Source organism: Nordella sp. HKS 07, from assembly GCF_011046735.1.
Lineage (GTDB): Bacteria > Pseudomonadota > Alphaproteobacteria > Rhizobiales > Aestuariivirgaceae > Taklimakanibacter.
The window spans coordinates 2,595,041-2,621,076 of the sequence record NZ_CP049258.1 but is presented as its reverse complement, the minus strand read 5'-3'; the positions used below and the strand labels follow the sequence as shown (position 1 = coordinate 2,621,076).

Below are 26,036 nucleotides of genomic sequence, written 5' to 3'. Positions count from 1 at the left end.
CGCTTCACGCCGCGTCGCGCAGGCGGCCACGCATGTCGATCATCGGCAAAGTGACGATTGCCTGAAGCCCACTTGCATGATTGACGAGGCGGATGTCGCCGCCGTGATTGCGGATGATGTTGCGCGCGATGGAGAGGCCCAGGCCCACGCCACCCGTCTCCTCATTGCGCGAGTCCTCGATGCGGAAGAACGGCATGAAGACCTGCTCGGTCATATTGGCGGGAATGCCGGGCCCGTCATCCTCGATGATGATGTCGATGCCGTCGACATGCGGCTTCATACCGATCCGGGCCCGCTTGCCGTAACGAGTGGCGTTCTCGATCAGATTGCGCAGCGCCCGGCGCAGCGCATCGGGGCGGCAGCGATAGCTGACCTTCAGCCCGTTATCGAAGGTGACGTCATGCCCCATGTCGGTGAGGTCGTCCGACAGACTCTGGACGAGAGCCGAAAGATCGACGGCGCGCGTTTCTTCGGCGGCCGAATCCTCGCGCGCGAAAGTGAGGGTCGCCTCGGTCATCTTCTGCATCTCGTTGATCGTACCCAGCATCTTCTCGCGAATCTCACCGTCGTTCACGAATTCAGCGCGCAATCTGAGCGAGGTGATCGGCGTGCGCAGATCATGGCCGATGGCGGCGAGCATGCGCGTGCGGTCGGCGATGAAGCGCTGCAGGCGCTCCTGCATCCGGTTGAAGGCCTGCGCTGTATGGTGGATGTCGCGGGGACCGGTTTCGGGCAGCGGCGTCACCATCTCGCCCCGGCCAAGCGCTTCGGCGGCGGCGGCCATGCGCCGCATCGGACGCGTTATGCCGCGGATGGCGATGACGAGGATGATCGAGAGCACAATCGCCGTAGTGAGAAAGGTCGAAACGGCGTGCGATGTCCAGAAGCGCTCCTTCCACGGCTTCGCATAGGCGATGTTGAGCCAGTTGCCTTGGGCGAGCTTGACCGACAGGCCAATGGCATTGGCCTTGTCGATCCGCTCGGGACTGGTCCTGTCGAGACACATGATCTTTGCCTGCCGCGGAAAGCTCCACTCATCCTTGGCCGGCGCGCTCCATGCCGAGTTCGCCGCGGCGCTTTCCTTGATGTCCCAGTGAAAAGCCGTCTCGATGCCTTTGGCGATGGCCACTGCGGACTCGGTCGAGGAGAAGGGCTCGATGAGGCGGTCCCAGGCTTCCTTGCGCCAAGCCACCGGATCCGCCGGTTCCGCCGCCGAGACCCAATAGCGTGTATTGAGCGTGTTGTTGGCGCGCGTGATGTCGTTCGCGAGCGACGGCGGCGTCGTCTCGATGAGGCGCGCGACGGTCTCGGCGCGGCTCATCAGCTCTTCGCGATAGGCGGCGCGGATCGCCTGATCGCGCTCGTCGCGCGAGAACAGGAGGCCGATCGCCTGCGACAGGATGAGCGCGAGAATCGCCAGGCAGATGAACTGCGTGGCGATGCTCGATTCCCAGAAGCGCTTCATGCCGCCTCCACCATGGCGGAGAAGCAATAGCCGCCGCCCCAATGGGTCTTGATGAGCGTCGGGGCCTTGGGGTCGATCTCGATCTTCTTGCGCAGGCGCGAGACCTGATTATCGATGCTGCGGTCGAACAGTTCGGCGGTGCGCCCGACGGTGAGATCGAGGAGCTGATCGCGCGTCAGCACGAGGCCGGCATGGTCGAGAAAGGCGCAAAGCAGGCGATATTCGGCGGTCGAAAGCGCGACGGCGACGCCATCCTCGCCGATGAGCTCGCGGCGGCCGGCATCGAGCCGCCAGCGGTCGAATCTGAAGTTTTGTCCGCCGGCGCGGCCGCGCTGCGGCGGCAGGCTGTTGACGCGGCGCAGCACCGCCTTGATCCGGGCCAGCAGCTCGCGCGGATTGAAGGGCTTGCTGATATAGTCGTCGGCGCCCAGCTCCAGGCCGATGATGCGGTCGGTCTCCTCCGTCATCGCGGTGAGCAGGATGACGGGAATGTTGGTGGTGTCGCGCAGATGACGGCAGAGCGAGAGCCCGTCCTCACCCGGCATCATGATGTCGAGCACCACGAGATCGAAGGCGCTGCGCTCGAGAAGACGGCGCAAGGCCTGGGCGCTGTCGGCAGTGGTGACGCGATAACCGTGCCGGGTGAGGTATTTTCCCACCAGGTCACGGATGTCGCGGTGATCGTCGACGACCGCGATATGAGGCGTCGAATTCATGACCGGGGATCTAAGCCCTCCTTGCGGCAAGTAAAGGTCACCTTCGCGTGAAAAGTGTATCAAACTGTGGCGGATACCGCGGCTGTGACAAATCTTGATAGATCGGTCCCTTTTGCGCCCAACTTCCGCGACGCATGGGGCCCATATAGGCCTCGACACAACAGATTGGGCCATCATCATGCATCCGCAATTCACCGCCGAATCCACGCCTGCAAATGCCAATGGCGGCTTCGTGCCTGGCCTCAGGCTGCCGCGCGCTACCGCGGCGGTGGCGCTGTTCGCCGATATCGTGGGTTACACTGAGCATTGCGAGCGCCTCGATCCGGAAGAGGTATTCCTGTTGCTGTCGGAGTTCTATCGCCATGCCGGACGCGCCACCGCCGCCCAGGATGCCGATTTCGTCGATCATTTCGGCGATGAAGTCCTGGCGGTGTGGAAACATGAAGCGCCGCTCGGCCAGCAGGCGCTCAAGGCGCTGCGCTGCGGCTTCACCTTGCAGGCCGATATCGCGCAGTGGAACGAATGGCGGCGGCGCAACGGTCTCGAGCCTGTGAAGGTGGGCATCGGCATCCATGCCGGACCGGTCGTGCTCGGCCGCCCGCTCGGCGGCTATGGCGGCGGCGCCAGCGTGTTCGGCGACACGGTGAATATCGCCAGCCGGCTCGAAAGGCAGACGCGGCTCATCGGCGCCGACATCGTCATCTCGGACCGGCTCTATCGGCTGATCCAGGCGGCATCGCCGGGCGAAAGGCTGCTCGACCGCTTCGCCCGGACCTTGTCGGTCAGCCTCAGCGGGCGGGCGCAGCCGTTGCAAGTGCGCTACGCGGCGGCCAAACTTGAACTATTCTGAGGCGTGCTTCGCGAAATTCGGGCAAACTCGCTAACCATATCGTCATCCCGGCGAAAGCCGGGATCCAATAAAGTGTCGAGGCGCGGGCAGCGCCGCCCGCTGGCGCTTATTCAATGGGTCCCGGCTTTCGCCGCTATCATATGCACACATCTCGTGAGGGATGCGCCCTTACCCTCGCCCCGCTTTAGCGGGGAGAGGGAGGGGCCCATTGCGTAGCAATGGGAGGGTGAGGGGCCCTTGCGAGATTGAGTTCGACTTCAGACAACTGAACGCTCTCGCGACAGCATGCCCTCACTGCGTCGGTGGCCGTGCCCCTCACCCTTCCCGCCGCTGCGCGTCGGGCCCCTTCCCTCTCCCCGCTGCGCTTCGCTTGCAGGGCGAGGGTAAAGCGGCAGGCCGGTCATCAGATGTGTGAATCCGATAGCGGCTTTCGCCGGGATGACTGAACTGTAAACTAAAGCACGACGTAGGACGCGGCGGGGCGGCCGCGGAGGAGATCGGCGAGGATGTCGAGGCCCTTCTGCAGCTCGGCGCGCGAGGGGTGGCGCCGCCGAGACTCACACGTATGGCGTGGCGGGAAGGCCCGTGTCCCACCGCGAAGGCTTCCGCCGGCGTTACCGCCGCACCATGCGTCCTGATCTGCGCGACGAAGCTCTCGGCCCGCCAGGTCTCGGGCAGATCGAGCCAGAGATGAAGGCCGGTCGGCAGTGAGCGGAAGGTCTGGCCGGCGAGCGCTTCGGCGGCGAGGAGCTGGCGCTTGCGCAGCTCTTCGCGCTGCAGATGCGCGAGCCTCTCGGCGGTGCCGTCCTCGATCCATTGACAGGCGATCTCGGCCGCGAGCGATGACGCCATCCAGGTCGTGGCGCCAAGACCCGGAACCAGGTCCGTGGCGCGGCCCGGCGGTGTGGCGATAAAGCCGATGCGCAGGCCCGGGCAGACGATCTTCGACAGGCTCGTCACATAGTAGCTGTGCTCCGGCGCGAAGCTCGCGATCGAGGGCGGCGCATGTTCGATGAAGCCGCCATAAACATCGTCCTCGATAACGAAGACATCGTGCCTCATCGCGATCTCGGCGATGGCCCGGCGGCGCTCGACCGGCATCACCGACAACGTCGGGCTCTGATGATTGGGACAGCAGATCAGCGCGCGCAACGGCCCGCTGCGACAGGCGGCCTCGAAAGCGTCGGGAATGAGCCCCTGGCCGTCGATGGGAAGTCCGCGCAAGGTGAGATGCCGGTTGGCGGCGAGGAACTTGATGCCGGGATCGGTCAATTCCTCGGCGGCCACCGTTTCGCCCGGCTCGATCAACGCCGAGAGAATGACCGAGACGCCTTGCTGGCCGCCATTCACGATGACGACGTCATCCGCAACAGCGGTGACGCCGCGGGTGGCGAGCCAGCGCGCGGCGGCGGCGCGATGTTCCGGCATGCCGATCCAGTCGCGATGATAGGGGAGCAGCAGCGGCAGGCGCGGGCCGCCGGCGATGTCGCGCATCGCCTGGGCCATGGCCTGCTCCTGCGCCGGCAACTGCACCGGGCAGTTGAAGGTGAGGTCGATGAGATCGCTCTGGGCGCGATTAGGCTCGAGGCGCGAAATATCGGAGGCGCGCGAGGTGATGAAGGTGCCGCGTCCGACCTCGCCTTCGATCAGGTGACGGCGCGCCGCCAGCGCATAGGCCTTGCTGACGGTCGAGACGGAGAGCTCCAGATGCCAGGCAAGCTCGCGATGGGTCGGCAACCTCTCGCCCGGACGCAATCTGCCCGCCGCGACATCGTCAGCCATCGCATCGGCGATGGCGACATAGATGCGACCTGGCCGATTTCTGTAATTGGGAACCCACACAAACAGCGCCGTCAAGGAAATGAAAGGGAGCGCAGGCTAGTCGGCGCGCCACACAATGTCTAGAACACGTTATAAATCAATGTTGGAATGTCGCAGGACAATATGGCAATTGACCCGATTGTCCCGCTATGTGCGCCGCATGAACCACACCTTCACCGGCGCGATCGGGCATCCGGCCCGACCTCCGTTTGCGCTCCAGCGCTCGATGCTCAAAAAGGTCCGCCGGACCTTCTTGCCGGCTTCGCCATCGCCTCTCACCCTGCTGGCGGGAGAGGGGGGAAAATCTGAGGTAGCTTCATAGATGGCGGCGATGTGAGTCCAAGGACGGGGTTGTAGAAAATGCCGATTCCCCTTCTCCCGCAAGCGGGAGAAGGGGAAAACAGGTAAGGCCTTGCGTACTGCAGTGAATTTCCCCGGACATCCCTGCGCAAGCGGGAGAGGGGAAATCTGAGATCGACGCCGTTACATTCGACCACGCACTTCACAACATGCGGATAGTGACCGGCTCTTCCTCCGCGATGGCGAGCGGATTGCGCAGAGGCAGGCCGAAGTCGTCGCATTCGATCTCGAAGACGTCGCCTGATTCCGGCTTGATGCCGTCGGCGAAGGACAATGTCGCGGTGCCGAACATGTGAATATGGACATCGCCCGGCTGGCGGAACAGGCGATATTTGAAGTGGTGATGTTCGAGATTGGCGAATGTGTGCGACATGTTGGCTTCGCCGGAGAGAAACGGCTTCTCCCAGATCACGGCACCACCGCGCCTGATGCGCGACGCCCCGCGAATATCGGCGGGCGGCTCACCGAGGCGGATCTCCGGACCGAAGCTCGCCGGGCGCAGCTTCGAATGGGCGAGAAAGAGATAGTTGATCCGCTCGGTCACATGGTCGGAGAATTCGTTCGACAGCGCGAAGCCGACGCGGAAGGGCGTTCCATTATTGGCGATGACATAGATGCCGGCGACTTCCGGTTCCTCGCCGCCATCGAGCGCGAAGGCGGGCGATCGGAGCGGCTCACCCGGTCCGGCGGCGGTGACGCCATTGCCCTTGTAGAACCATTCCGGCTGCACGCCGGTCTTGCCCGCAGCCGGCTTGCCGCCTTCGAGGCCCATGCGGAACATCTTCATCGAGTCGGTGAGCGTCTCCTTGTCCTTCTCGGCAAGGTTCTTGTGCATGGCATCGCGCGTCGCCGCCGACCCCAGATGCGTCAGGCCGGTGCCGGTGACATGCAGATTGGCCGGATTGGGATGGCTTATCGGCGACAAAATCTCGCCCGCCGCATAGGCGCGCGCGAGATCGACCGTGTCGCCGAGTCCATGGGCGGCGATCACATCGGCGAGCCGCCTGCCCTGATCGGCCGCTTCCAGCGCCAGCTCATAGACGCCGCTCGCATCCTTGACGATGCGCCCGGTAGCGCCCTCTTCGCGCGCGACCACGGCCACCGCGCCCTTATGCTTGATTTGTGACAACAGCATTGTCGCAAGACCTCGTTTCGGCCCCTCGCGATTATTGTCATACAATTTGTCCGGATGGCAAGCGGCGCCGTCCTGCCGGTCGTCCTCGATGACGGAGGCGGTGAAGGAATAGGTGCGGCCTGGATCGGATACAGGGAAGATACAGCGAAAATCTCAAAAAGCGGCGCTTCCAATCCCTATCCCTGGTCAAATCTCGTTTTGATTGCGACGACTTGCGCGCCGCAGTCCGGCCGCCCCGGCAGGGAAGCTCGAGCCCCGCGGGCAGGGTATGCAGAGCTTGCCAAGCTGTTTCAACTTTGCCGTTGCCAAACTCGTCATGGCCGCCCGGATGGCCGGATTTAACCCGGCCATGGAGGCGGCCATCCAGCCTATCCACCCGGCAGTTGCGTGATGTCGAGGCTGGATGGCCGGGTCGGGGCCCGGCCATGACGAATAGAGAGCGCTTTACTACAGATCGCGCCATCTGGCGGTCGCGGCCAAAGAGAAGATCTCGGGCGCATCAAGATTTGCGATCCTCACTTCGTTTCCCTTGTATCTGAACGTGTCGCCGTCAATCACACAGTTCCTGGTGTCCTTATCTCGGCACATGGTGAAGCTTGCTTTGATGGCGTCCACCTCGCCGGGCGAATGCGTGCGATAGAAATAGGCGAAGCCCAGGAAGGCGGCAGATAGAAGCAGGACAGCAAAGGCATAGCTCTTGCCCTGCCGTCGACCATCGGTGCCTGGTGGCTTGGGCGAGCGCAAAGGCGGCGCCCGTTCAGGCCGGCGTTCTCTGATGCGACTGTATCTTACGACGATGCCCAAGCGGCGCTCCGCAGTTTGGCGCAGTCAACCGCAAAGCCATTAGGCAAAGCTTGCCAGAATATTTCAAATTTGGCGTTCGCCCTTCGTCAAGCGTAGCAGACGAGTGTCTCCCATGTCTGCGAACACCTGCCACTCATGTCCCCGGAGGGTGGCTCCCCCGGCCAACAGCCCGGGGGAGACGGATGGAAGTGTGGGAAGTTGTTACCCCCTCGGCACCGCGCCGTTGCGGCCCATCGTGAAGACCAGCGCCGCACCGATGAGCGTCGCCATGGCCGCATAGCTCGTGGCCCCCAGCGCGCCGAAGCCGTCGACGAAGACGCCGCCCAGAAGCGCACCCGAGGCGATGGCGATCTGGAACGTCGCGACCAGAAGGCCGCCCGCCCCTTCCGCCTCATCGGGAGCGGCACGCACGATCCAGGTCGAGAGGCCCACCGGCAGCATGCTGAAGGCGAAGCCCCAGATGGTGACGGCGACGGCGGCGAGCCATGGCGAGGCGCCGAACAGAATGAGCAGCAGCGCCATGGCGCCGATGGCGAAGGCGCCGAGGGCGATCTCCACGCGCAGGCTTTTCTCGAGCAGGTAGGCGCCGGCGAAATTACCGAAGAAGCCGCCGATGCCGAAGCCCAGAAGCACCAGCGAGATGGCGGCGACCGACAGCATCGGCACCTCTTCCAGCAGCGGGCGTATATAGGTGAAGCCGGCGAAGTGGCCCGAGACGGCGAGCAGCACGGTGAGCAGCGCCAGTCTGAGGCTCGGCCGCTTGAGGAGCGCTGCCAGCGTGCGCAGATTCGGCGAGCCCATGGGTGGCAGGCTCGGCAAAGTCGCGACCTGCGCGATGAGCGCCAGCAGGCCGACGCCCGCGGCACTCATGAAGGCGGTGCGCCAGCCCCAGATGTCGCCGATATAGGCGCCGACGGGGGCGGCGCTCATCGTGGCGAAGGAGACGCCGGTCAGGATCACCGACATGGCGCGCGGCACCAGCCGCATCGGCACGAGGCGCATGGCCATGGCGGCCGACATGGACCAGAAGCCGCCCAGCGCCACGCCCAGAATGATGCGGGAGGTGAGCAGCATGGTGAAATTCGTGGCGAAGGCGGCGATGAGGTTCGACAGCAGGAGGGCGATGCTGAAGGTCCACATCACATAACGCCGGTCGATGCCGCGCGTCAGAATGGCCATGGTCGGGGCGACGATGGCGCCGACAATGGCGGTGGCGGTCACCGCCTGGCCGGCGGCGCCGACGCTGATGCCGAGATCGGCGGCAAGCGGCGTCAGCAGGCTGACGGGCAGGAACTCCGCCGTGACGAGGCCGAAGACGCCCAGGGATAATGAGACGACGGCGGCCCAGGCGGGGGAGGCCTCATCGGTTTGTGTCTCGGCCTGGCCGGCGCCGAGACTGGCCGTGGCTGTAGCTGCGGTATCGCTCATATCGATCTCCCGAAAGATGAGGGCTGGAAATGGAGATGATTCTCTGGAGTTTCCATGATAGAAACCCCAGGATGCATGATCATTCGTCCAAATCACCCTGCCCGATCGTCTGCGATCCCTTGAGCGAAATGCTGCGCGGCCTGCGCCTCGACGGAGTCGAATATGGCCGCTGCGTGCTGCGCGAACCGTGGTGCGTAGCGATGCCGGCGCAGGCGGCGGCGCGCTTCCATTTCATCGGCGGGCGCGGCTGCTGGCTGTTCACGCCGTCAGGCGAGTGGGTGGAGCTTGAGCCCGGCGATGCGATCCTCTTGCCGCGCGGTGCCGCGCACCGGCTGGCGAGCGCCCCCGACAAACAGGCGCTGCAGACGCAGTGCTTCAATGTCGCGAAGGTCTGCAACAATGTCTATGACATGCAGGGCGGCGGCGAGGGTGAGAGCACGCTGCTCTTCCGCGGCAGCCTGCATTTCAATATCGACGGCGCCCATCCGCTCCTGCGCATGATGCCGGAACTGATGCGCGCCTCCAATCTCGATGCCTATGAACCGGCGCTGCCGCATCTTCTCGACGCCATGGCGCGCGAGGTGACGCTCGACCGGCCGGGCTCGGGCGGCATCCTGGCGCGGCTCGCCGATGTGGTGTCGGCGACCATCATCCGCGCCTGGGTGGAGCGCGGCTGCGGCGACGCCAAGGGCTGGATCGCGGCGGCACGCCATCCCGATATCGGCAAGGTGCTGGCGGCCATCCATCGCGACCCGGCGCAGGACTGGAGCGTCGAGGCTTTGGCGCGCATCATGGGCGCCTCGCGCTCGGGCTTCGCCGAGCGCTTCGCGTCGATCGTCGGCGAAACGCCGGCGCGTTATGTGGCGGAAGTGCGCATGCACCAGGCGCGGCAGTGGCTGATCCGCGACCGCCTGCGCATCTCGGTGGTGGCGCGCAATCTCGGCTATGACTCGGAAGCGGCCTTCAGCCGCGCCTTCAAGCGCATCATGGGCCAGGCGCCGAGCCAGTTCCGCGCCGAGAAGCCGTGAACGTGGCGAGATAGTTCTTGAAGCTTTGGCCTTAAGAGCCATAGAGAGTTTGCCGCTTCAATGTCGCCTCCGGACAGGCGACCGGACATAAGGAGAAGTGGCATGCCTCCCATTCGCTTTGTCGGCCTTGCCGATCTCAAGCCCTGGCCTGGTGCCGCGCGCACGCATTCCAAGGCGCAGATTCGTCAGATCGCCGAGAGCATCCGCCGCTTCGGCTTCATCAACCCGATCGTCATCGATGAAGAGCGGCAGATCCTCGCCGGCCACGGCCGCGTCGAAGCAGCTCGCGCCATGGGCCTTGAGGAAGCACCGTGCCTGCGCATCGACACTATGAGCGAGGCCGAGAAGCGAGCCTATGCCATCGCTGACAACAAGCTAGCGCTGAATGCGGGGTGGGATCGCGAGGTGTTAGGCGATGAATTAGAGAGGCTTCTGGCCGAGGATCTTCATTTCGATATCGGCGCCACCGGCTTCTCGGTCACCGAGACATTCAGCGCCGCCAATCCCAATACTCGCTGAGCTATTCGACACAGGAGAAACGACAAGGCACAGAGCTTCTCATTGTGTCAAAGGGCCTGAAGACTTTCGCTACTCCTAAGCACACAAACCTGAGTATCGATCTGCAGCCTAACGATACTCCGGTTCTCCCCCAATCCCTACAACCCCCTGGACTCCCCTCCCGATTCCCATATTGTATGACAAACTTCCGGGCCGGGCTCGTTCGCGGGGTTTCTCGGCGGGGGTGCTTGTCGCCCGGAGCACAAGAAGTCACGCTTAGAACTTCGCTCAACGGGAGGACTCCATGAAGCTTGCACTATTGCTGGCCGGAATTTCGGCCTTTTGCGCAGCCGCCTTGGCACCGCTTGGTGCCCAGGCGCAGGACAAGCCCTTCGAAGGGGTGACGGTCAATGTCTTCACCCAGACCGGCGCCATCCAGGAGCCGCTGCAGCGCCGGGCGCCCGATTTCGAGAAGCTCACCGGCGCCAAGATCAACATCGTCGCGGTGCCCTTCTCCGACCTCTACCAGAAGGTGCTGACCGACTGGGCGAGCGGCACCAACTCCATCGACGCCGCGGTCTTCGCGCCGCAATGGATGGTCGACTATATCGCCGGCGGTTATCTGGAGGATCTCACCCCCCGCGTCGATGCAGACAAGGACATCAAGCAGGACGATGTCGGCGCCTTCTTCCGCGACTTCTCGGAGAAGTATAACGGCAAAGTCTATATGATCACCCTCGATGGCGACTTCCACATGATGTACTACCGCAAGGACGTGCTGGAAGCGGCGGGGCAGAAAGTGCCCACCACCTGGGACGAATATCTGGCGGTCGCCAAGGCGGTCCACGGCAAGGACATGAATGGCGACGGCACGCCCGATTTCGGCTCGTGCATCGGCAAGAAGCGCAATGCGCAGAGCTACTGGTTCGTCATGGACGTGGTCGGCTCGCTGACGCAGTCCAAGGGCACGAGCCAGGGCACCTTCTTCAACACCAAGGACATGTCGCCTTTGGTCGACAACGAAGCCTTCCGCAAGGCGCTCGACTTCCTGAAGGAGTCGACCCAGTACGGGCCGCCGGACGAGCTCAATCTCGACGTCTCGGACACCCGCCCGCTCTTCGCCTCGGGGCGCTGCGCCCTCAATCTCGACTGGGGTGACGTCGGCACCATCGCCATCGACGCCAAGCAGTCGAAGGTGATGGGCAAATGGGGTGCGGCCATCATGCCGGGCTCCAAGGAAGTGCTGAACTGGGATACGGGCAAGCTCGAGGCCTGCTCGGCCGAGACCTGCCCGCATGCCATCGACGGCGTCAATCACGCGCCCTTCGCGGCCTTCGGCGGCTGGGGCGGCGGCATCAACGCCAAGGCGCAGGACAAGGTCAAGGACGCGGCCTATGCCTATTTCTCCTATATGACGCAGCCGGAGCAGTCGAATTCCGACGTGACCATCGGCGGCACCGGCTTCAACCCCTACCGCACGTCGCAGCTCTCCTATAGCGACCTGTGGAAGAATGCCGGCATGAGCGAGGAAGAGGCGAAGATCTATCTCGGCGCCATCAATCAGAGCATGAGCAGCCCGAACATGATCCTCGACCTGCGCATCCCGCAGAACCAGAAATACCAGCAGGTGATCCTCGACGAGGCGGTGTCGCGCTTCCTCGCCGGCGAGATCGACAAGGAGGCGACGGTGAAAGCGGTCGCCGACGGCTGGAACGAGCTCAATGACGAGATCGGCAGGGACCAGCAGCTGCAATTCTACAAAGCGACAATCGGCGCGAAGTAGAGGAGCGTGATTCCGGCCCGGCGCGGCGAGAGCGGCGCCGGGTTTTCTGTCATCTTCATCCTTCCCCCTTGCGGGGAAGGTGGCGAGCGCCAGCGAGCCGGATGGGGGTTCGGTGTCAAGAGCGAGAGCGCGACAGTTACGCAAAACAATGACGCCGCAAGAGGTAAGGCTGTGGAGCCAGTTGAGACATTTCAACCGGCAGGGCTTCCATTTCCGCCGCCAGGTGCCCATCGGCCGCTACATCGTCGATTTCGCCGAGTTCGGACAAAGGTTGATTATTGAAGTCGATGGATCACAGCACGGATTCGAGAAAGGCGAGGCGGCGGACCGTATTCGCGACGAACAGCTTACTCTCGCGGGGTTTCGCGTCCTGCGCTTCTGGAACAACGACGTTGACCGTAACATGGACGGCGTGGTCGACACTGTGCAAGCTGCCCTACCCCCATCCGTCTCCCCCGGCGCAAGGCCGGCGGAGCCACCTTCCCCGCAAGGGGGAAGGATCAAAAGTTAGGAGAGCGGGGTGACGTCGCGCGAAGTAGGACGATCTGAAAGCGGCCCGGCGCGGCGAGAGCGGCGCCGGGTTTTTCGTCATCTTCATCCTTCCCCCTTGCGGGGAAGGTGGCGAGCGCCAGCGAGCCGGATGGGGGTTCGGTGTCACGAGCGAGAGCGCGACAGTTACGCAAAACGATGACGCCACAAGAGGTGAGGCGGCGGATCGTATTCCGACGAACAGCTTACCCTCGCCGGGTTTCGCGTTCTGCGCTTCTGGAACCACGACGTTGACCGTAACATGGACGGCGTGATCGACACTGTGCAAGCTGCCCTACCCCCATCCGTCTCCCCCGGCGCAAGGCCGGGGAGCCACCTTCCCCGCAAGGGGGAAGGATCAAGGGCGGCATTCGCCGGGGTGACGGGGCGGCGAAAGCGTGAGAGACTGGGCACAGGGGAGGACCATTGACCGCTTCCGCTGAAATCGCACCCGCAGCACCGCAGACCAGCGGCTGGGCCGAATGGCTCGACCGGCATTGCGGGCCGGTGATGGTGCTGCCGGCGGTCATCGTGCTGCTCTGCTTCGCCATCTTCCCGCTCATCATCTCGGCCTATCTGGCGCTGTCGCGCTTCGCGCTTGCGCCCGGCGGCTTCACCTTGCGCTTCACCGGCCTCGCCAATTTCAGGAAGCTCCTCACCGGCTCGCAGCAATATCACCTGCTCGGCACTTTCGGCACGCTGGGCTTCTTCCGGTGGCTGCTGCTGGCGCTTGCGGCCGCCCTCCTGCTCTACGGGCTCTATCGCTATTTCACCCGCGGCAAGCCTTCGGTCATGGGCACGATCGGACGGCTCATCGCCGCCTTGACCGTCATGGGCCTCGCCAGCCTCGCCGTGCTCACCACCGCCACCGGCGGCGTGCCCGGCACCATCGTCAACACGCTGCTCTATGTCGTCGCCGGCGTGGCGGTGCAGTTCGCGCTGGGCCTGGGGCTGGCGCTGCTCTGCGGCCAGCCGATCCGCGGGCGCAATTTCTTCCGCGTGCTGTTCTTCATCCCGTTGATGGTGACGCCGGTCGGCATCGCCTACACGTTCCGCATGCTGGCCGATATGCAGAAGGGCCCCTTCGCACCCGTCACCCAGTTCCTCGGCATCACCGAATGGTCGTGGGCGACGGAAGCCTGGTCGGCCCGCCTCATGGTGCTGGTGGGCGACACCTGGCAGTGGACGCCTTTCATGTTCATCGTGCTGCTCGCCGCGATCGAGAACCAGCCGCGCGACCAGGTAGAAGCGGCCCGCCTCGACGGCGCCAATGGCCTGCAGATATTCCGCGACATCACCTGGCCCGCCATCGCCCCCGTCGCCGCGACCGTGGTGCTGATCCGTCTCATCGAGGCATTCAAGATCATCGACCTGCCCAACGTGCTGACCGGCGGCGGCCCGGGGCTCGCCACCGAATCGCTGACGCTTCATTCCTTCATCGCCTGGCGTACCCAGGATCTCGGCGGCTCGGCGGCGGTCGGCTATACCCTGCTCTTCATCTCGACCGTCATCTGCGTGTCCTTCTTCAATTTCGTGGTCCGGCCGGCGCGCCGGTTCGAAGCATGAGCAACGCTCCCGACAGATCGCTGCTGCGCCGGCTCACCGAGCCGCCCTCCATCGACCGGCAGTCGCCGCTCGGGCGCCTCGTCACCTATGCGCTGCTCTTCCTGTGGTCGCTGGTGGTGTTCGTCCCGCTCTATTGGGTGCTGATCACCTCTTTCAAGGGGCCGGGCGAGGTCGACAACGGGCCGTTCTATATCCCCTTCGTCGATTTCCAGCCCTCGCTCGCCGCCTGGGACTTCATGCTGCTGCAGAACTACACGCTCGGGCCTTATCTCAATTCGGTCGTCGTGGCGCTGGGGAGCACGGTGCTGGCGGTGGCGATCGGGGCGCTCGCGGCCTATGCGCTGGTGCGCATCCGCTTCCAGGTGAAGCTCGTGGCCATCGCCCTCTTCATCCTGCTCCTCGTGCTGATGATCGTGGCGGTGACGAGCTTCGGGGTCGGCTGGTCGGTGGCGCTCACCGTCGCGGTGGCGCTGTTCGTCATCGGGCTCTTCACACTCAGGGGCCGCACACGAGCGGCGGTCGGCAACAGCGACATCGAATTCTGGATCATCTCCAACCGCATCATGCCGCCGATCGTCGCGGTGCTGCCGATCTATGTGATGTTCCAGCAATTGCGCCTGCTCGACACGCAGGTGGCGCTGATCGCCACCTATACGGCGGTCAACCTGCCGATCGTGGTGTGGCTGACGCGCGATTTCTTCGCCGCCATCCCGATCGATCTCGAGGAAAGTGCGGAGATCGACGGCGCGTCGAAACTGCGCGTCTTCCTCACCATCGCGTTGCCTCTGGTGCGCTCAGGGTTGGTCGCCACGTTCCTGCTGGTGCTGATCCTCGCCTGGAACGAATATCTGCTGGCGCTGTTCCTTTCCAATGCCAAGGCGCAGACCATGCCGGTGCTGGTCTCGGCGCAGAACACGACGCGGGGGCCGCAATGGTGGAACATGTCGGTGCTGATCGTGGTGATGATCGCGCCCGTCATCGTCATTGCGAGCGTGCTGCAGAAACATATCGCGCGCGGGCTGCTGGTCGGCGCGGTGAAGGGGTGATGGGGATGGTTGCGAGGCGGCACTCAGCTTTCCCTCCCCCTTGCGGGGGAGGGTACGCCCGAAGGGCGGGGGTGGGGGTCGGGTGGTCTGCCAGAACCTTGTTTCTCTCTATCTGCTCCGCCACCCGACCCCCATCCGGTTTCCCCGGCCTATGGCCGAGGAAACCACCTTCCCCGCAAGGGGGAAGGAAAGGAAAGCGCATGAAGGTCACTCTCTCCCAGATCCACAAATCCTTCGGGCCGGTCCAGGTCGTCAAAGGCCTCGATCTCGAGATCGCCGACGGTGAGTTCCTGGTGCTGCTGGGGCCTTCGGGCTGCGGCAAGACGACGGCGTTGCGCATGGTGGCGGGGCTCGAGACAGTGACATCGGGGCGCATTTTGATCGGCAACAGCGACGTGACGCAGGTGCTGCCGAAATATCGCGACATCGCCATGGTATTCCAGTCCTATGCGCTCTATCCGCATATGACGGTGGCCGACAATATCGGCTATCCGCTCAAGATGCGCAAAGTGCCGGATGCCGAGCGCCAGGCCGCCATCCGCGACGCGGCGCGCAAGGTGCATCTCGACGATTTCCTCGACCGCTTTCCGCGCCAGCTGTCGGGCGGCCAGCGCCAGCGCGTGGCCCTCGCCCGCGCCATGGTGCGAAGGCCATCCGTGTTCCTGATGGACGAGCCGCTGTCCAATCTCGACGCCAAACTGCGCGGCGCCATGCGCTCCGAGCTCAAGCGCCTGCAGGCCGAGCTCGGCGTCACCACCATCTATGTGACGCATGACCAGATCGAGGCGATGACGCTCGCCCATCGCGTCGCCATCATGAACAAGGGCGTGGTGCAGCAGATCGCCGAGCCCCGCCATATCTATGACGACCCGGCCAATCTGTTCGTCGCCGGCTTCATCGGCTCGCCGCCGATGAATTTCCTCGAAGGCGAGCTCGTCCAGGGCGAATTCGTCTGCCCGCAAGGCCGCTTCAAGACCGGCACGACAGAGAGCCGGCAGAAGGTGACGGCGGGCCTGCGCCCCGAGGACTGCCAGGTGACCGGGCCCGACAAGGGAAAGATCAAGGGGCGCGTCTATGCGCTGGAGCTCATCGGCGACCACACGCTCATCATGTGCCAGGTGGGCGAGCGCACGGTGACGGTGAAGGCCGACAAATCGGCGTCCTACCAGATGGACGAGCCGATCGGCATCGACTTCGCCGACCGATCCGTGTTCCTGTTCGATACGGAGACGGGCGCCCGTATCAGGGCTTGAGCGGCTCGTCTCGATCGCCGCCGCTTTCGTGATGGATCACCTCGATGTAAGCGGTCGTCTTGGCCAGCAACCGGTCGATATGCAGCCGCATTCTTCTCTCCGCTTCTTCGGGATCACCGCGCCTGATCGCCTGCGTTATGCTTTCGTGGTCCGTCACCAGAGCAGCGGCGTCCCTTTCCATATCCTCGGTCGTCAGATGCGCCATCGCGGCGTCATGGGAGATCCGGTCGAGCAGCGCCGTGTTGGTCTGCTCCAGCACGAGAAGCCCCATCTCGGTCAGAAGCGGGTGATGCGAGGCGCGCACCAGCTGGCAATGAAAGGAGATGGCCGGATCCACCCGCTCGCCATCGTCGGGCGATGCCAGACAATGGGCGCAGGCAAAGTCATGAAGCAGCTTAATATCCTCCGCGCTCGCCCTGGTGGCGGCGAGCCTTGCCGCCTCGGGCTCGATGGCGCGGCGGACCAGCAGCATGTCGCGCAGCGATTCGACATCGGCGATGCTCGACACCGCCAGCAGCCGGGCCGACCGCTTCTGGCGCAAGTGATCGCTGCGCAGAGTGGCGAGCTTAGTTTTGCCGGCCGTGGTCAGCACACGACCGCGCTTGCCGATCGTATGGGCCAGTCCCTGCGACACCAGCCGCTGCAGAATGCGCCCGGCCGTGGCCTCGGCAATGACGATCCCTTCGGCTTGCAGAGCTGACATCAGCCGGTGATTGCCTACGGGCTCGTCGCTCTCATGGAGAAGCTCGAGCGCGACAAGATCTATGGCCGATTTCGAATCAGACTCCATCATGCTCAAACTGACCGGCGCTCCTCCGACTCCCGTTCACGGTTCCGACTCTATAGCGCCGGGCGCTCTCATGGAATCGGTCCGGCGCTCTAACTTATTGATTTGTGCATCGGATTGTCCGAAAACCGCTGCGCACTTTTCGGTCCGATGCTCTGAATTGGCGACAAGCTATAGCAGCCCTCGCTGCGAATGGCCAAGACAGCGGCCGGCCGGGCCGGCACCCGTCGAATGGGATTGCACGGCCCTGCCTCACGCAGAATCGCGCTAGAGCGCCGGGCGATCTCATGAAGACGCCTCGGTGCTCTATCACTTTGATTTGCGCATCGGATTCTCCGAAAACCGCTTCGCACTTTTCGGTCCGATGCGCTACCGCTTGGATGAGCCGATATGCGCGTAGACCACCATCTCGATGATGGCGCCCGGCATCAGGAGCTCCGAGATGACGGCTGTCGCGCGGTTGGGATAGGGCTTGCCGAAATACGGGGCATAGACCTCGTTCATCACCTTCGCGTCGCTGCGGTTGGTCAGGTAGATGAGGATCTGGGTGACGTCATCCATCGAGCCGTTCGCCGCCTCGAGGCAGGCCTTCATGTTCTCCAGCGTCTGGGTCGTCTGCGACCTGATATCGCCGGTGTCCATGGAGCCGTCAGGCCGCGTCGCGATAAAGGCGCCGTAGAATATGCCATCAGCGGTTATCGCCCATTCGAGGGGGGCGTCGATGGGGGTGAGTTGCGGGGTCTGCACGGCTTGCTTCATGGGAACAGTCTCTCTTTTCTTCATGTTATCTTTTTTGTGTGATGTCTTGTCCAATCGCACCGGAACGCTCGATGACGCTCCGGCGCGCTCTCAATTGAAAAACCTCACTTGGCTTGCGCCGCCGCGACATAATCGCCCGCATTGGGAACGCCCGAAAGGATGGCCGGCCATACTTTGAGGGCGGTTTCCCGGAACGAACCGACATCCGGCGCGATGATCGTGATGCCGGCCTTGCGCATTTCCTCGAGGCCGTCCGCCATCATGCGCTCCTGCGCTTTGATCGCGACGTCCGCCGCCGCGCGCCCGACCTCCAGAACGATGGCCCTGATATCTTCAGGCAGGGAGTCGAGTTTCGCCTTCGACATCACGAAGATCGACGGAAGCTGATGGATGCCGGTCTGCGAGTAATGCGAGATCGCCTTGATGAACTGGCCGGAGACCACCAGGTCCGGGCTGAGGTCGGTGGCATCGACGACGCCGGTCTGCAGCGCCATGAACAGCTCACCGAACGGTATGGGCGTCGGCTGGCTACCGAAAGCCTCGAAGGTGGAGATGTAGCCGGGCGACTGCATCACGCGCACTTTCAGCCCGCTCAGATCCGCCGCCTTCTCCACAGGCTTGGTCGCCGGAATGCCGCGCGTGAAGACGCCCGCCCAGCCAAGCCCGATCATGTTGTGCGCGGGGAGAAGATCGAGAAGCTTCTGCCCGAATTCGCCGCGCAGCTTCTCGACCGCCTGTGCTTCACTGTCGAACAGATAGGGCAAGGACAGGATCTTGTATTCGGGGATCGTGCTTTCGAGCGAGGGCTGGCCGACGATGAATGCGTCGACCGTACCGGTCGTGCCGCCCTGGACCAGACGCAGTTCGCCGCCCAGCCCGCCGGACGGAAAGATATTGACCTTGAACGCCCCATTGGTGCGCTTCGCCATCTCGTCGGCGAAATATTGCAGCCCCACCTGGTAGGAGCTCTTGTCGTTCAGCACATGACCGACATTCATCTCATAGGTCTGCGCGTGGGCCGGGGCGGCCACGGCCAGCGCCAGCGCCAGGCTCATCACCAGGCGTCTTGTCATTTTCATTTTTGTCCTCCCTTTCATTGGACTGTCACTTTCAATTGCGCATCGGTCCGATGCTTTTGAATTGCGCATCGGATTGCCCGAAAACCGCTAGGCACTTTTCGGTCCGATGCATTAGCGGATCAGGAATGTGGTCAGCGCCGGCACATAGGAGATGACCATGAGATTGATGATGATCACCGCGAGGAAGCCGAGCAGCGGCCTGATCATGGCTTCCATCTTGATGCCGGCGATGTGGGAGACGATGAACAGATTGACGCCGACCGGCGGGGTGACCATGCCCGTCGCCAGATTGACGATGATGACGGCGCCGAAGTGGATCGGATCGATGCCGAGCGACATGGCGACCGGCACCAGGATCGGCGCGATGATGACAATCGCCGCCAACGTCTCGATGAACATGCCGACGACCAGAAGCAGGATGTTGACGACCAGCAGGAAGACCACGGGATCGTCGGAGATCGAGCGAATGCCGGCGGCAACCGTCTGCGGCAGCTGGTAGATCGATAGCGCATAAGCGAAAACGGAGGCGAAGGCGACTATGACGAGGACGATGGAGGAGGTGAGTGCGGCGGAGAAGAACAGCTCAGGCAGCTCGCGCAGCCTGACTTCCTTGTAGATGAAGACACCGAGAACAAGCGCGTAGGCGACGGCGACGACCGCGGCTTCGGTGGGCGTGAACAAGCCGCCATAGATGCCGCCGAGAACGATGAGGGGCATGACCAGCGAAAGCGTGGCCTGGCGCAGCGCCGTGCCGACACCGCGCAGCCAGTCCGTGAAGGCAACCTGCGAGACTGTGCCATAGTTCTTCCACCAGGAAATAACCGTGACATAGCCGATCAGCGAGAAGCCGATGAGCAGGCCGGGGATGACGCCGGCGAGAAACAGGTCGGCGATCGATACATTGGCGACAACGGCGTAGACGATCATCGGCACCGAGGGCGGGATGATGGCGCCTAGCTCGGCAGAAGCCGCGACGGTCGCCGCGGCAAAGGGATAAGGGTAGCGGTTGCGTTCCATGGACGGGATCAGCGTGGTGCCGATCGCCGCGGCCGTGGCCGAGGACGAGCCCGACATGGTCGCGAAGATCATGGAGGTCAAAACCGACGCGCTGGCGAGGCCGCCGCGCATCCAGCCCAACAGCGCAACGGCGAGGTTGATCAGCCGGGTCGCTATCCCACCGGCCTGCATCAGCTTGCCGGCCAGGACGAAGAAGGGAATGGCCATCAGCGCGAAGGAATCGAGAGATTCGAAGATGATCTGCGGCAGGATCACCAGCGATATGCCGCGATCCCAGATCGCCCATACGGGGGCGATACCGAGCGCCAGGGCGATCGGTATGCCGAGCGCGAAGAGCGCCAGCAGAAGGAGAAGCGCGATGATCATGTGGCGGCTCCTTCCTCGACCACCGGCTCACGGCGGTAGTCACGGCCGAACATTCCGCGCTCGGCAAGCAAGGCAAGGGTGTTGATGATCATGATCACCATGCCGACCGGCATGGCGAGATACACATAGGCCTTAGGGAACTGCAGAACCGGGCTGACCTCAATCCATCCGAAGGACACCGCCTTGAACCCCATGATCACCAGAAGCCCGTAGAAGAGAATGCACAGAAGGGCCGCGAGTCCGTCCATGACGCGCTCGAGATTCCGCGGGATCATGTCCATCACGAAGGTCAGCGCGATCATCTGCGCGCGCCGGCACGCATAAGCGGCACCCAGGAAGATGAGCCAGATCATCAGCGAGCGGCTGAGCTCCTCGCTCCAGGGCACCGACAGGTTGATCCCGGCGGCACTGAGCGCCAGGCGAACTAGCACCTGCAGAAAGGTGAGCACGCTGATCGTGGCCATCAGGGCGGCGAGAACGTAGAAGATGACCTTGTTGATGCCGTCGACCAGCACGGGCAGAGGGCTCGAGGGGCGATGGGCCGCCGGCGACGCCGGACCAGGCGCCGTCCCGCCCTGCGAAGGGCGATCTTGTTCATGCATAGGGGCCGTCCCTCCCGGAAAGCTCTTTTATTGTTATCATCATCAATGATGATGATATAAAATGAACTGTCAATATGGAAATTGCGAAACGCAGCGCTTTCCGTTTGGGAGATTTCTTAACTTATTGATTTTCTTGATCGTTCAGATTGAGGCGACTGGTGCCGGTTGCGGCGTCTCTGTCGGGGGTGCCGCCCAGGCGCAAAACGGCGGCGAATCCGTCGAAATACAAGGTATCTACCCTGTTCCCTAACAAGGCGGGTCGCTTCCGCGGCGCGGCGCACAGGGCATGCGCCTGTGATGCAATTGCCAGCGCCAGGATCGCGGTGGCGGAGAGACTGCGGGGCGCGCTCATCGGGGTACTTCCCCATAAGATTGCCAAGCTTCGGTCGTCCCGCGCCGATGATACTTGACCGCGCCTCAAGGCCACTGTGGCAAAAACCACAGCGAGCCGTCTACTTCACTTGCCCCTTGCGGCGGGCCGCGGCCATCAGCGCGGCGAGTGCCGTCGACAGGAGGCGGCAGCGCGGGCCATCGGCGCGGCTCGTCAGCACGATCGGCACGCGGGCGCCAAGCACGATGCCCGCCGCATCCGCCCCCGACAGGAAGACGAGCTGCTTGGCCAGCATGTTGCCGGATTCGATATCGGGCACGAGCAATATGTCGGCATCGCCGGCCACTGTCGAAATGATGCCCTTCTCGCGCGCCGCTTCCGAGCTGATGGCGTTGTCGAAAGCGAGCGGGCCGTCGATCACCGCATCGGCGATCTGGCCGCGATCGGCCATCTTGCACAGAGCCGCGGCATCGAGCGTCGCCTGCATCTTCGGATTGACCGTCTCGACCGCCGCCAGCACGGCGACCTTCGGCATCCTGTCGAAGCCGAAGACGACGCGCCAGAGATTGACGGCGTTCTGCACGATATCGGCCTTGGCGGCGAGATCGGGCTCGATATTGACCGCCGCGTCAGTGATGATGAAGGGCTTGGGATAGTTGGCGATGCTCATGAGAAAAGCATGCGAGATGCGCCGCTCGGTCCGCAAGCCCGAAGCGGTGCGCACCACCGCGCCCAGCAGCTCGTCGGTGTGGAGCGAGCCCTTCATGATGGCGCCGACCGCGCCCGATGTGGCGAGATCGACGGCGCGCGCGGCTGCGTCATGGCTGTGCTCGGTGTCGACAATTTCGAAGCCGGCAATCGCGACGCTCGCTTCGTCGGCCGCCTTTTCGATGCGGGCCTTAGGCCCCACGAGCACGGGCACGATCAGCTTCTCCTTCACCGCCTCGGCGACGGCGTCGAGAACATTGGCCTTCACGGGATGGACCACCGCGGTCGGCACCGGCGGCAGCGCGCGACAGAGATCGAGAATGGCCTGATAGTGATCGACAGTCTTCGTCATGGCAGAAGGTCCTTAGCGATTGTAGGGCGCCGGGCGGGCCGGGGGAATCGCCTTGATACTCAATAGATACTCTGCCTCTTCCGGGTAGGGCATTTAAAGTTCATGGCGGGATGAGTCATTTCCCCTTCTCCCGCTTGCGAGACCTTTGCAGAAGTGGGGCATCTGTGATTCTCTGGGGAGAGGAACAGGGGGTCGACGCATGCCGACACGCGTGACTGGTCAGTTTAGCCTGGCTGATGCTCTGGCGAAGCAGCCGAGCCGCTCGGGCGAGACACTTGATCGGGTGCAGAGCCTGATCGATTGGGGCCAGATCGACACCTTGCTCGCGCCGATGCGCGGCTCGCCCTATGGCGCGCCCGGCTACCCGCCACTGCTGATGCTGAAGGCTCTTTTGCTGCAGCAATGGTATTCGCTGTCGGATCCAGGCCTTGAGGAAGCGCTGATCGATAGATTGTCGTTCCGCCGCTTTGTCGGCTTGGCTTTGGGTGAAGACACGCCGGATCACTCGACGATCAGCCGGTTTCGCACGGAGCTGGCGACGAGGGGCCTGAGCGAGGCGGTGTTTGAAGTTGTGAACCTTCAGATTGATGCCAAGGGACTGCTGCTGCGCCAGGGCACGATCATCGATGCGACGCTGGTCGAAGCCCATGTGAAGCGGCCCGAGAAGCCGAAGGAAGACAAGACACCGGCGCCGGCACCCGCCAGCGATCAAGCCCCGCAGCAGGACAAGGCCGGGCCCAAAGGCGAACGGCCGGCAAGCAAACTCATCCTCAGCCCGACCGATCCTGAGGCGAGCTGGGCCAAGAAGGGCCACAAGCGCTACTTTGGCTACAAAGGCCATGTGGCGGTCGACCTGGGCTCGGGCATCATCCGTCGCTGTGTTCTCACCACCGCCTCGGTGGCTGATACGACTATGGGTGATGCGCTGATCATGGGCGATGAGCGGGCGCTCTACGCCGACAAGGGCTATGACACCAAGGCACGCCGCGCGGCCCTCAAGGCTGCCGGGGCCAATGATCGCATTGCTCACCGTCCCAACAGGCACCATCCGCTGAGCAAGCGCCAAGTTCAACGCAACAAGGGCATCTCGCGTCGTCGTAGCGCTGTCGAGCGGGTCTTCGCCATTGCCAAGCGTCTGATGGGATGGCGGCGGGTGCGCTACATCGGGCTTGTGAGGAACGCTGGTCACTTCGCGATGCTGTGTACCGCGATCAATCTCAAGCGCCTGGCGGTGCTCAGTGCATGACCCCGGCAACCAAAATACCTCATACGGGGCATCTCCCGCCGGGCATTGCAAGTTCCCACCGCCCAATCGGGCGCGCGAAAAAACTCCATTCCCCTCTCCAGCCGCAATCCGACCACTTCCGCAAAGGTCTCGCTTGCGGGAGAAGGGGAAAACAGGAAAGGCCTTGCGCATCACAGTGAATTTCCCCGGACAGTCCTGCCGCAAGCGGGAGAGGGGAAATTACTGAGAGGGCTCGCCCACTTGGAAAGCCTCAGTCATCCGGGCTGATGCACTGGGTGTCCCAGGCCGAAGCGGGATATTTCTCCTGGAATTCGGCCATCGCCGTCTGGCACTGCTCATCGTTTTCAAAGGGCATCGGCGTGGTCACCAATCCCCCATCGGGCTCGAATATCACGAAATACCAGAGAAGACCGGCGACAACAGACATTGCACAATTTCCTTCCTCAATGCACGATCTCGGTGATCTTCATCAAATCGCGCCGCGGATCAATCGCTTTTGTGGGCGATAACATGCAGGTTACAAAGGTGCACCGGCGGCGTGGCCGTTGTGAAGGCGTCGCGGTGAATGTTATGCTGCGGATCCGTGCCGTGCCTGATCATCAAGCTCTACGCTGTGGAGAACCGGCTTGCCTGAGGAACAGAGCGCGCGCCGCCTAGCCGCGATCATGGCAGCGGATGTCGTCGGCTATAGCCGTCTCATGGAAGCCAATGAAGAACGCACGCTGGCCGCCCTTCGCCAGTTGCGGCGGGAATTCTTCGATCCGACCATCGCCCGGCACCGGGGACGGATATTCAAGACGCTGGGCGACGGCTTCCTGATCGAGTTCGGCAGCGTGACCGACGCCACACGCTGCGCGGTCGAGGTGCAATCCGGCATGCCGGATCGCAACACGCTTGTTCCCGAAGACCGCCATATAAGATTCCGCGTCGGCATCCATGTCGGCGACATGATCGTCGAGGGCGACGAGATCTATGGCGACGCGGTCAATATCGCCGCGCGGCTCGAAGGCCTGGCGGCGCCCGGCGGGATCGCCTGCTCGGCGGCGGTGCGCGACCATATCGGCAATAAGCTCGACATCGACTTCAGCGACCAGGGCAACAAAGCGGTCAAGAACATCGCCCACCCCTTGCATGTCTATTTCGTCAATCTCAGCAAGGCCGATGGAGGCTCCGGTGAAAGAGTGTCCGAACCGTCGCGGCCCCATGCCTCCGCCGCGAAGCCATCGGTGGCGATCCTGCCCTTTGCCAATATAAGCTCGGACGCCGAACAGGAGTTTTTCAGCGACGGCATCACCGAAGACCTCATCACGGATCTGTCGAAAGTCTCCGGCCTGCAGGTGCTGAGCCGCAATACCGTGTTCACCTTCAAGGGCAAGGCGCAGAACCTGCAGCAGACGGCGCGCCAGCTCGGCGTCGAATATCTGGTCGAAGGCAGCGTGCGCAAATCCGGCAGCAAGGTCAGGATCACGGCGCAGCTGATCGAAGGCGCCACCGACCATCATGTCTGGGCCGAGCGCTACGATCGCGACCTCACCGATATCTTTGCTGTGCAGGACGAGATCACCCGGACGATCGTGGAACAATTGCGCGTCAGGTTGCTGCCCGACGAGCGCGCCGCGATCGAGGATGCGCCCACGCAGAATGTCGAGGCCTATACGAATTTTCTGAAAGGGAAGCAGATCGTCCGGATCGGCACGCGCCTGTCCCTTATCAAGGCGCGGCAGCTCTATGCGCGCGCGCTGGAGCTCGACCCGTCCTATGCGCAAGCCTATGTCGGCCTCGCCAATTGCGCGTCATATTTGCGATCCTTCCATGGCTTCGATATCACCATCGGCGAGATACTGGCGACGGTCGACAAGGCGCTGCAGATCAATCCGGCGCTCGCCGAGGCCCATGCCGCACGCGGCATAGCCTTCAGTGTCGATGACCGGCGGGAGGAAGTGGTCGCCGCCTTCGAGAAGGCCCTGCAGCTGGACCCGAACAACTGGGAGGCCCTCTATTATTACGGCCGCTACTATTTCGCCATCGGCGACTTCAAATCATCGCTCAGCTACTTCATGCGCGCCATGGAGGTGCAGCCCGAGGACTGCGAGTCGGTGTCTTTCACATCCCAGGTGCTGCAGGCGCTGGGCAGATCCGCCGAAGCCGCCAAATATGCCCATATCGCGCTGAAGCGCCTGGAGCAGGCGTTGCGCCAGAACCCCGAAAATCCCCGGCTGGCCCAGCTCATGGCGAATAACTATGCGTATCTCGGCCAACGCCAGTATGCCGAGGATTGGATCAAGCGCGCTTTCGAAATCGATCCGGACGACAATCATGTCCGCTACAATGCGGCTTGCGTCTATGCGCTGCTGGGAGAATTCGACAAATCTTTCGATCTTCTCGATGTCTGGGTCGGACTGGCGGCGCGGGACGCCAGGCTCTGGTTCCTCAACGACCCGGACTTTTCGTCGATGCGACAGCATCCACGCTACAAGGGACTGCTGAAGCAGGTGGAACGGCCCTGAC

At 63.2% G+C, this 26,036-nt stretch carries 24 protein-coding genes and 1 pseudogene; 11 read left to right on the top strand and 14 right to left on the bottom strand.

Annotated features, from left to right (window positions below; translation table 11 throughout):
* Positions 1 to 4: 4 nt before the first annotated feature.
* On the bottom strand, positions 5 to 1,465 hold the full coding sequence (locus G5V57_RS12340) for an ATP-binding protein (RefSeq protein WP_165167797.1): 1,461 nt from the start codon (positions 1,463 to 1,465) through the stop codon (positions 5 to 7).
* Positions 1,462 to 2,181: a response regulator gene (locus G5V57_RS12335; RefSeq protein ID WP_165167796.1), complete on the bottom strand. Its 720-nt coding sequence runs from the start codon at positions 2,179 to 2,181 to the stop codon at positions 1,462 to 1,464. The genes G5V57_RS12340 and G5V57_RS12335 overlap by 4 nt, the downstream gene beginning before the upstream one ends.
* Before the next feature lie 178 nt (positions 2,182 to 2,359).
* Here G5V57_RS12335 and G5V57_RS12330 point away from each other — a divergent pair, with 178 nt between their 5' ends.
* A complete protein-coding gene (locus G5V57_RS12330; protein ID WP_165167795.1) occupies positions 2,360 to 3,031 on the top strand; it encodes an adenylate/guanylate cyclase domain-containing protein in 672 nt (223 codons plus the stop codon).
* A gap of 315 nt (positions 3,032 to 3,346) precedes the next feature.
* On the opposite strand, the gene G5V57_RS12325 is transcribed toward G5V57_RS12330, so the two are convergent.
* The 4 genes from G5V57_RS12325 to G5V57_RS12310 all read right to left on the bottom strand — a co-directional run bounded on the left by G5V57_RS12325 (position 3,347) and on the right by G5V57_RS12310 (position 8,579).
* On the bottom strand, positions 3,347 to 4,873 hold the full coding sequence (locus G5V57_RS12325; protein WP_165167794.1) for a PLP-dependent aminotransferase family protein: 1,527 nt from the start codon (positions 4,871 to 4,873) through the stop codon (positions 3,347 to 3,349).
* A gap of 481 nt (positions 4,874 to 5,354) precedes the next feature.
* Positions 5,355 to 6,347, bottom strand: coding sequence for an AraD1 family protein (gene araD1, locus G5V57_RS12320; protein WP_165167793.1), 993 nt, complete (start codon positions 6,345 to 6,347; stop codon positions 5,355 to 5,357).
* Positions 6,348 to 6,794: 447 nt separating this feature from the next.
* Positions 6,795 to 7,151 (bottom strand): hypothetical protein, encoded by a 357-nt coding sequence (locus G5V57_RS12315; RefSeq protein ID WP_165167792.1) that lies wholly within the window; start codon positions 7,149 to 7,151, stop codon positions 6,795 to 6,797.
* Positions 7,152 to 7,352: 201 nt separating this feature from the next.
* A complete protein-coding gene (locus G5V57_RS12310) occupies positions 7,353 to 8,579 on the bottom strand; it encodes an MFS transporter (protein ID WP_165167791.1) in 1,227 nt (408 codons plus the stop codon).
* A gap of 71 nt (positions 8,580 to 8,650) precedes the next feature.
* Between G5V57_RS12310 and G5V57_RS12305 the strand changes: the two genes are divergently transcribed.
* From G5V57_RS12305 to G5V57_RS12270, 8 genes and pseudogenes are all read left to right on the top strand, one after another.
* Positions 8,651 to 9,607 carry an AraC family transcriptional regulator gene (locus G5V57_RS12305; RefSeq protein ID WP_165167790.1) on the top strand — a complete coding sequence of 319 codons (957 nt, stop codon included), beginning with the start codon at positions 8,651 to 8,653 and terminating at the stop codon, positions 9,605 to 9,607.
* A gap of 102 nt (positions 9,608 to 9,709) precedes the next feature.
* The gene (locus G5V57_RS12300) at positions 9,710 to 10,126 is read left to right on the top strand and encodes a ParB/Srx family N-terminal domain-containing protein (protein ID WP_165167789.1); all 417 of its coding nucleotides are present in this window, start codon (positions 9,710 to 9,712) and stop codon (positions 10,124 to 10,126) included.
* Between the two features lie 283 nt (positions 10,127 to 10,409).
* Positions 10,410 to 11,888, top strand: coding sequence for an ABC transporter substrate-binding protein (locus G5V57_RS12295; RefSeq protein WP_165167788.1), 1,479 nt, complete (start codon positions 10,410 to 10,412; stop codon positions 11,886 to 11,888).
* A 79-nt stretch (positions 11,889 to 11,967) separates the two neighbouring features.
* Positions 11,968 to 12,399 (top strand): endonuclease domain-containing protein, encoded by a 432-nt coding sequence (locus tag G5V57_RS12290; protein WP_256378664.1) that lies wholly within the window; start codon positions 11,968 to 11,970, stop codon positions 12,397 to 12,399.
* A 225-nt stretch (positions 12,400 to 12,624) separates the two neighbouring features.
* Positions 12,625 to 12,846, top strand: a pseudogene (locus G5V57_RS12285) (DUF559 domain-containing protein); the annotation flags it as partial.
* On the top strand, positions 12,843 to 13,982 hold the full coding sequence (locus G5V57_RS12280) for a carbohydrate ABC transporter permease (RefSeq protein ID WP_165167787.1): 1,140 nt from the start codon (positions 12,843 to 12,845) through the stop codon (positions 13,980 to 13,982). The pseudogene G5V57_RS12285 and the gene G5V57_RS12280, both read left to right, overlap by 4 nt.
* Positions 13,979 to 15,028 (top strand): carbohydrate ABC transporter permease, encoded by a 1,050-nt coding sequence (locus G5V57_RS12275; RefSeq protein ID WP_165167786.1) that lies wholly within the window; start codon positions 13,979 to 13,981, stop codon positions 15,026 to 15,028. Before G5V57_RS12280 ends, G5V57_RS12275 begins: the two co-directional genes overlap by 4 nt.
* Before the next feature lie 200 nt (positions 15,029 to 15,228).
* Positions 15,229 to 16,281 (top strand): ABC transporter ATP-binding protein, encoded by a 1,053-nt coding sequence (locus G5V57_RS12270; protein WP_165167785.1) that lies wholly within the window; start codon positions 15,229 to 15,231, stop codon positions 16,279 to 16,281.
* Here G5V57_RS12270 and G5V57_RS12265 read toward each other — a convergent pair.
* The 7 genes from G5V57_RS12265 to G5V57_RS12235 all read right to left on the bottom strand — a co-directional run bounded on the left by G5V57_RS12265 (position 16,271) and on the right by G5V57_RS12235 (position 22,282).
* Positions 16,271 to 17,074, bottom strand: a complete 804-nt coding sequence (locus G5V57_RS12265) for a FadR/GntR family transcriptional regulator (protein WP_165167784.1) — start codon at positions 17,072 to 17,074, stop codon at positions 16,271 to 16,273. The two genes, G5V57_RS12270 and G5V57_RS12265, sit on opposite strands and share 11 nt — an antisense overlap.
* 363 nt (positions 17,075 to 17,437) lie before the next feature.
* On the bottom strand, positions 17,438 to 17,827 hold the full coding sequence (locus tag G5V57_RS12260; RefSeq protein ID WP_165167783.1) for a RidA family protein: 390 nt from the start codon (positions 17,825 to 17,827) through the stop codon (positions 17,438 to 17,440).
* Between the two features lie 104 nt (positions 17,828 to 17,931).
* Positions 17,932 to 18,906, bottom strand: a complete 975-nt coding sequence (locus G5V57_RS12255) for a TRAP transporter substrate-binding protein (protein ID WP_165167782.1) — start codon at positions 18,904 to 18,906, stop codon at positions 17,932 to 17,934.
* A gap of 111 nt (positions 18,907 to 19,017) precedes the next feature.
* Entirely contained in the window at positions 19,018 to 20,289 is a 1,272-nt protein-coding gene (locus tag G5V57_RS12250) for a TRAP transporter large permease (RefSeq protein ID WP_165167781.1), read from the bottom strand.
* Positions 20,286 to 20,891, bottom strand: a complete 606-nt coding sequence (locus tag G5V57_RS12245) for a TRAP transporter small permease (protein WP_165167780.1) — start codon at positions 20,889 to 20,891, stop codon at positions 20,286 to 20,288. Before G5V57_RS12245 ends, G5V57_RS12250 begins: the two co-directional genes overlap by 4 nt.
* A 121-nt stretch (positions 20,892 to 21,012) precedes the next feature.
* A complete protein-coding gene (locus G5V57_RS12240) occupies positions 21,013 to 21,243 on the bottom strand; it encodes a hypothetical protein (RefSeq protein ID WP_165167779.1) in 231 nt (76 codons plus the stop codon).
* 100 nt (positions 21,244 to 21,343) lie between these two features.
* Entirely contained in the window at positions 21,344 to 22,282 is a 939-nt protein-coding gene (locus tag G5V57_RS12235; protein ID WP_165167778.1) for a bifunctional enoyl-CoA hydratase/phosphate acetyltransferase, read from the bottom strand.
* Between the two features lie 199 nt (positions 22,283 to 22,481).
* On the opposite strand from G5V57_RS12235, the gene G5V57_RS12230 reads away from it, so the two are divergent.
* Complete coding sequence (locus G5V57_RS12230) at positions 22,482 to 23,528, top strand: IS5 family transposase (RefSeq protein ID WP_165167114.1); 1,047 nt, start codon at positions 22,482 to 22,484, stop codon at positions 23,526 to 23,528.
* 250 nt (positions 23,529 to 23,778) lie between these two features.
* Here the strand turns inward: G5V57_RS12230 and G5V57_RS12225 are convergent, their stop codons facing one another.
* Positions 23,779 to 23,955, bottom strand: coding sequence for a hypothetical protein (locus G5V57_RS12225; protein WP_165167777.1), 177 nt, complete (start codon positions 23,953 to 23,955; stop codon positions 23,779 to 23,781).
* Positions 23,956 to 24,154: 199 nt separating this feature from the next.
* Between G5V57_RS12225 and G5V57_RS12220 the strand changes: the two genes are divergently transcribed.
* The gene (locus tag G5V57_RS12220; protein WP_371744773.1) at positions 24,155 to 26,035 is read left to right on the top strand and encodes a tetratricopeptide repeat protein; all 1,881 of its coding nucleotides are present in this window, start codon (positions 24,155 to 24,157) and stop codon (positions 26,033 to 26,035) included.
* The last annotated feature ends 1 nt before the right edge of the window (position 26,036 follow it).

Coding starts and splice junctions, on each gene's coding strand:
- G5V57_RS12230 (WP_165167114.1), top strand. CDS start 22,482: ATGCCGACACGCGTGACTGGTCAGTTTAGCCTGGCTGATGCTCTGGCG.
- G5V57_RS12245 (WP_165167780.1), bottom strand. CDS start 20,891: ATGCATGAACAAGATCGCCCTTCGCAGGGCGGGACGGCGCCTGGTCCG.
- G5V57_RS12260 (WP_165167783.1), bottom strand. CDS start 17,827: ATGAAGCAAGCCGTGCAGACCCCGCAACTCACCCCCATCGACGCCCCC.
- G5V57_RS12255 (WP_165167782.1), bottom strand. CDS start 18,906: ATGAAAATGACAAGACGCCTGGTGATGAGCCTGGCGCTGGCGCTGGCC.
- G5V57_RS12295 (WP_165167788.1), top strand. CDS start 10,410: ATGAAGCTTGCACTATTGCTGGCCGGAATTTCGGCCTTTTGCGCAGCC.
- G5V57_RS12235 (WP_165167778.1), bottom strand. CDS start 22,282: ATGACGAAGACTGTCGATCACTATCAGGCCATTCTCGATCTCTGTCGC.
- G5V57_RS12340 (WP_165167797.1), bottom strand. CDS start 1,465: ATGAAGCGCTTCTGGGAATCGAGCATCGCCACGCAGTTCATCTGCCTG.
- G5V57_RS12310 (WP_165167791.1), bottom strand. CDS start 8,579: ATGAGCGATACCGCAGCTACAGCCACGGCCAGTCTCGGCGCCGGCCAG.
- G5V57_RS12305 (WP_165167790.1), top strand. CDS start 8,651: ATGCATGATCATTCGTCCAAATCACCCTGCCCGATCGTCTGCGATCCC.
- G5V57_RS12330 (WP_165167795.1), top strand. CDS start 2,360: ATGCATCCGCAATTCACCGCCGAATCCACGCCTGCAAATGCCAATGGC.
- G5V57_RS12300 (WP_165167789.1), top strand. CDS start 9,710: ATGCCTCCCATTCGCTTTGTCGGCCTTGCCGATCTCAAGCCCTGGCCT.
- G5V57_RS12240 (WP_165167779.1), bottom strand. CDS start 21,243: ATGAGCGCGCCCCGCAGTCTCTCCGCCACCGCGATCCTGGCGCTGGCA.
- G5V57_RS12265 (WP_165167784.1), bottom strand. CDS start 17,074: ATGATGGAGTCTGATTCGAAATCGGCCATAGATCTTGTCGCGCTCGAG.
- G5V57_RS12250 (WP_165167781.1), bottom strand. CDS start 20,289: ATGATCATCGCGCTTCTCCTTCTGCTGGCGCTCTTCGCGCTCGGCATA.
- G5V57_RS12275 (WP_165167786.1), top strand. CDS start 13,979: ATGAGCAACGCTCCCGACAGATCGCTGCTGCGCCGGCTCACCGAGCCG.
- G5V57_RS12335 (WP_165167796.1), bottom strand. CDS start 2,181: ATGAATTCGACGCCTCATATCGCGGTCGTCGACGATCACCGCGACATC.
- G5V57_RS12225 (WP_165167777.1), bottom strand. CDS start 23,955: ATGTCTGTTGTCGCCGGTCTTCTCTGGTATTTCGTGATATTCGAGCCC.
- G5V57_RS12270 (WP_165167785.1), top strand. CDS start 15,229: ATGAAGGTCACTCTCTCCCAGATCCACAAATCCTTCGGGCCGGTCCAG.
- araD1 (WP_165167793.1), bottom strand. CDS start 6,347: ATGCTGTTGTCACAAATCAAGCATAAGGGCGCGGTGGCCGTGGTCGCG.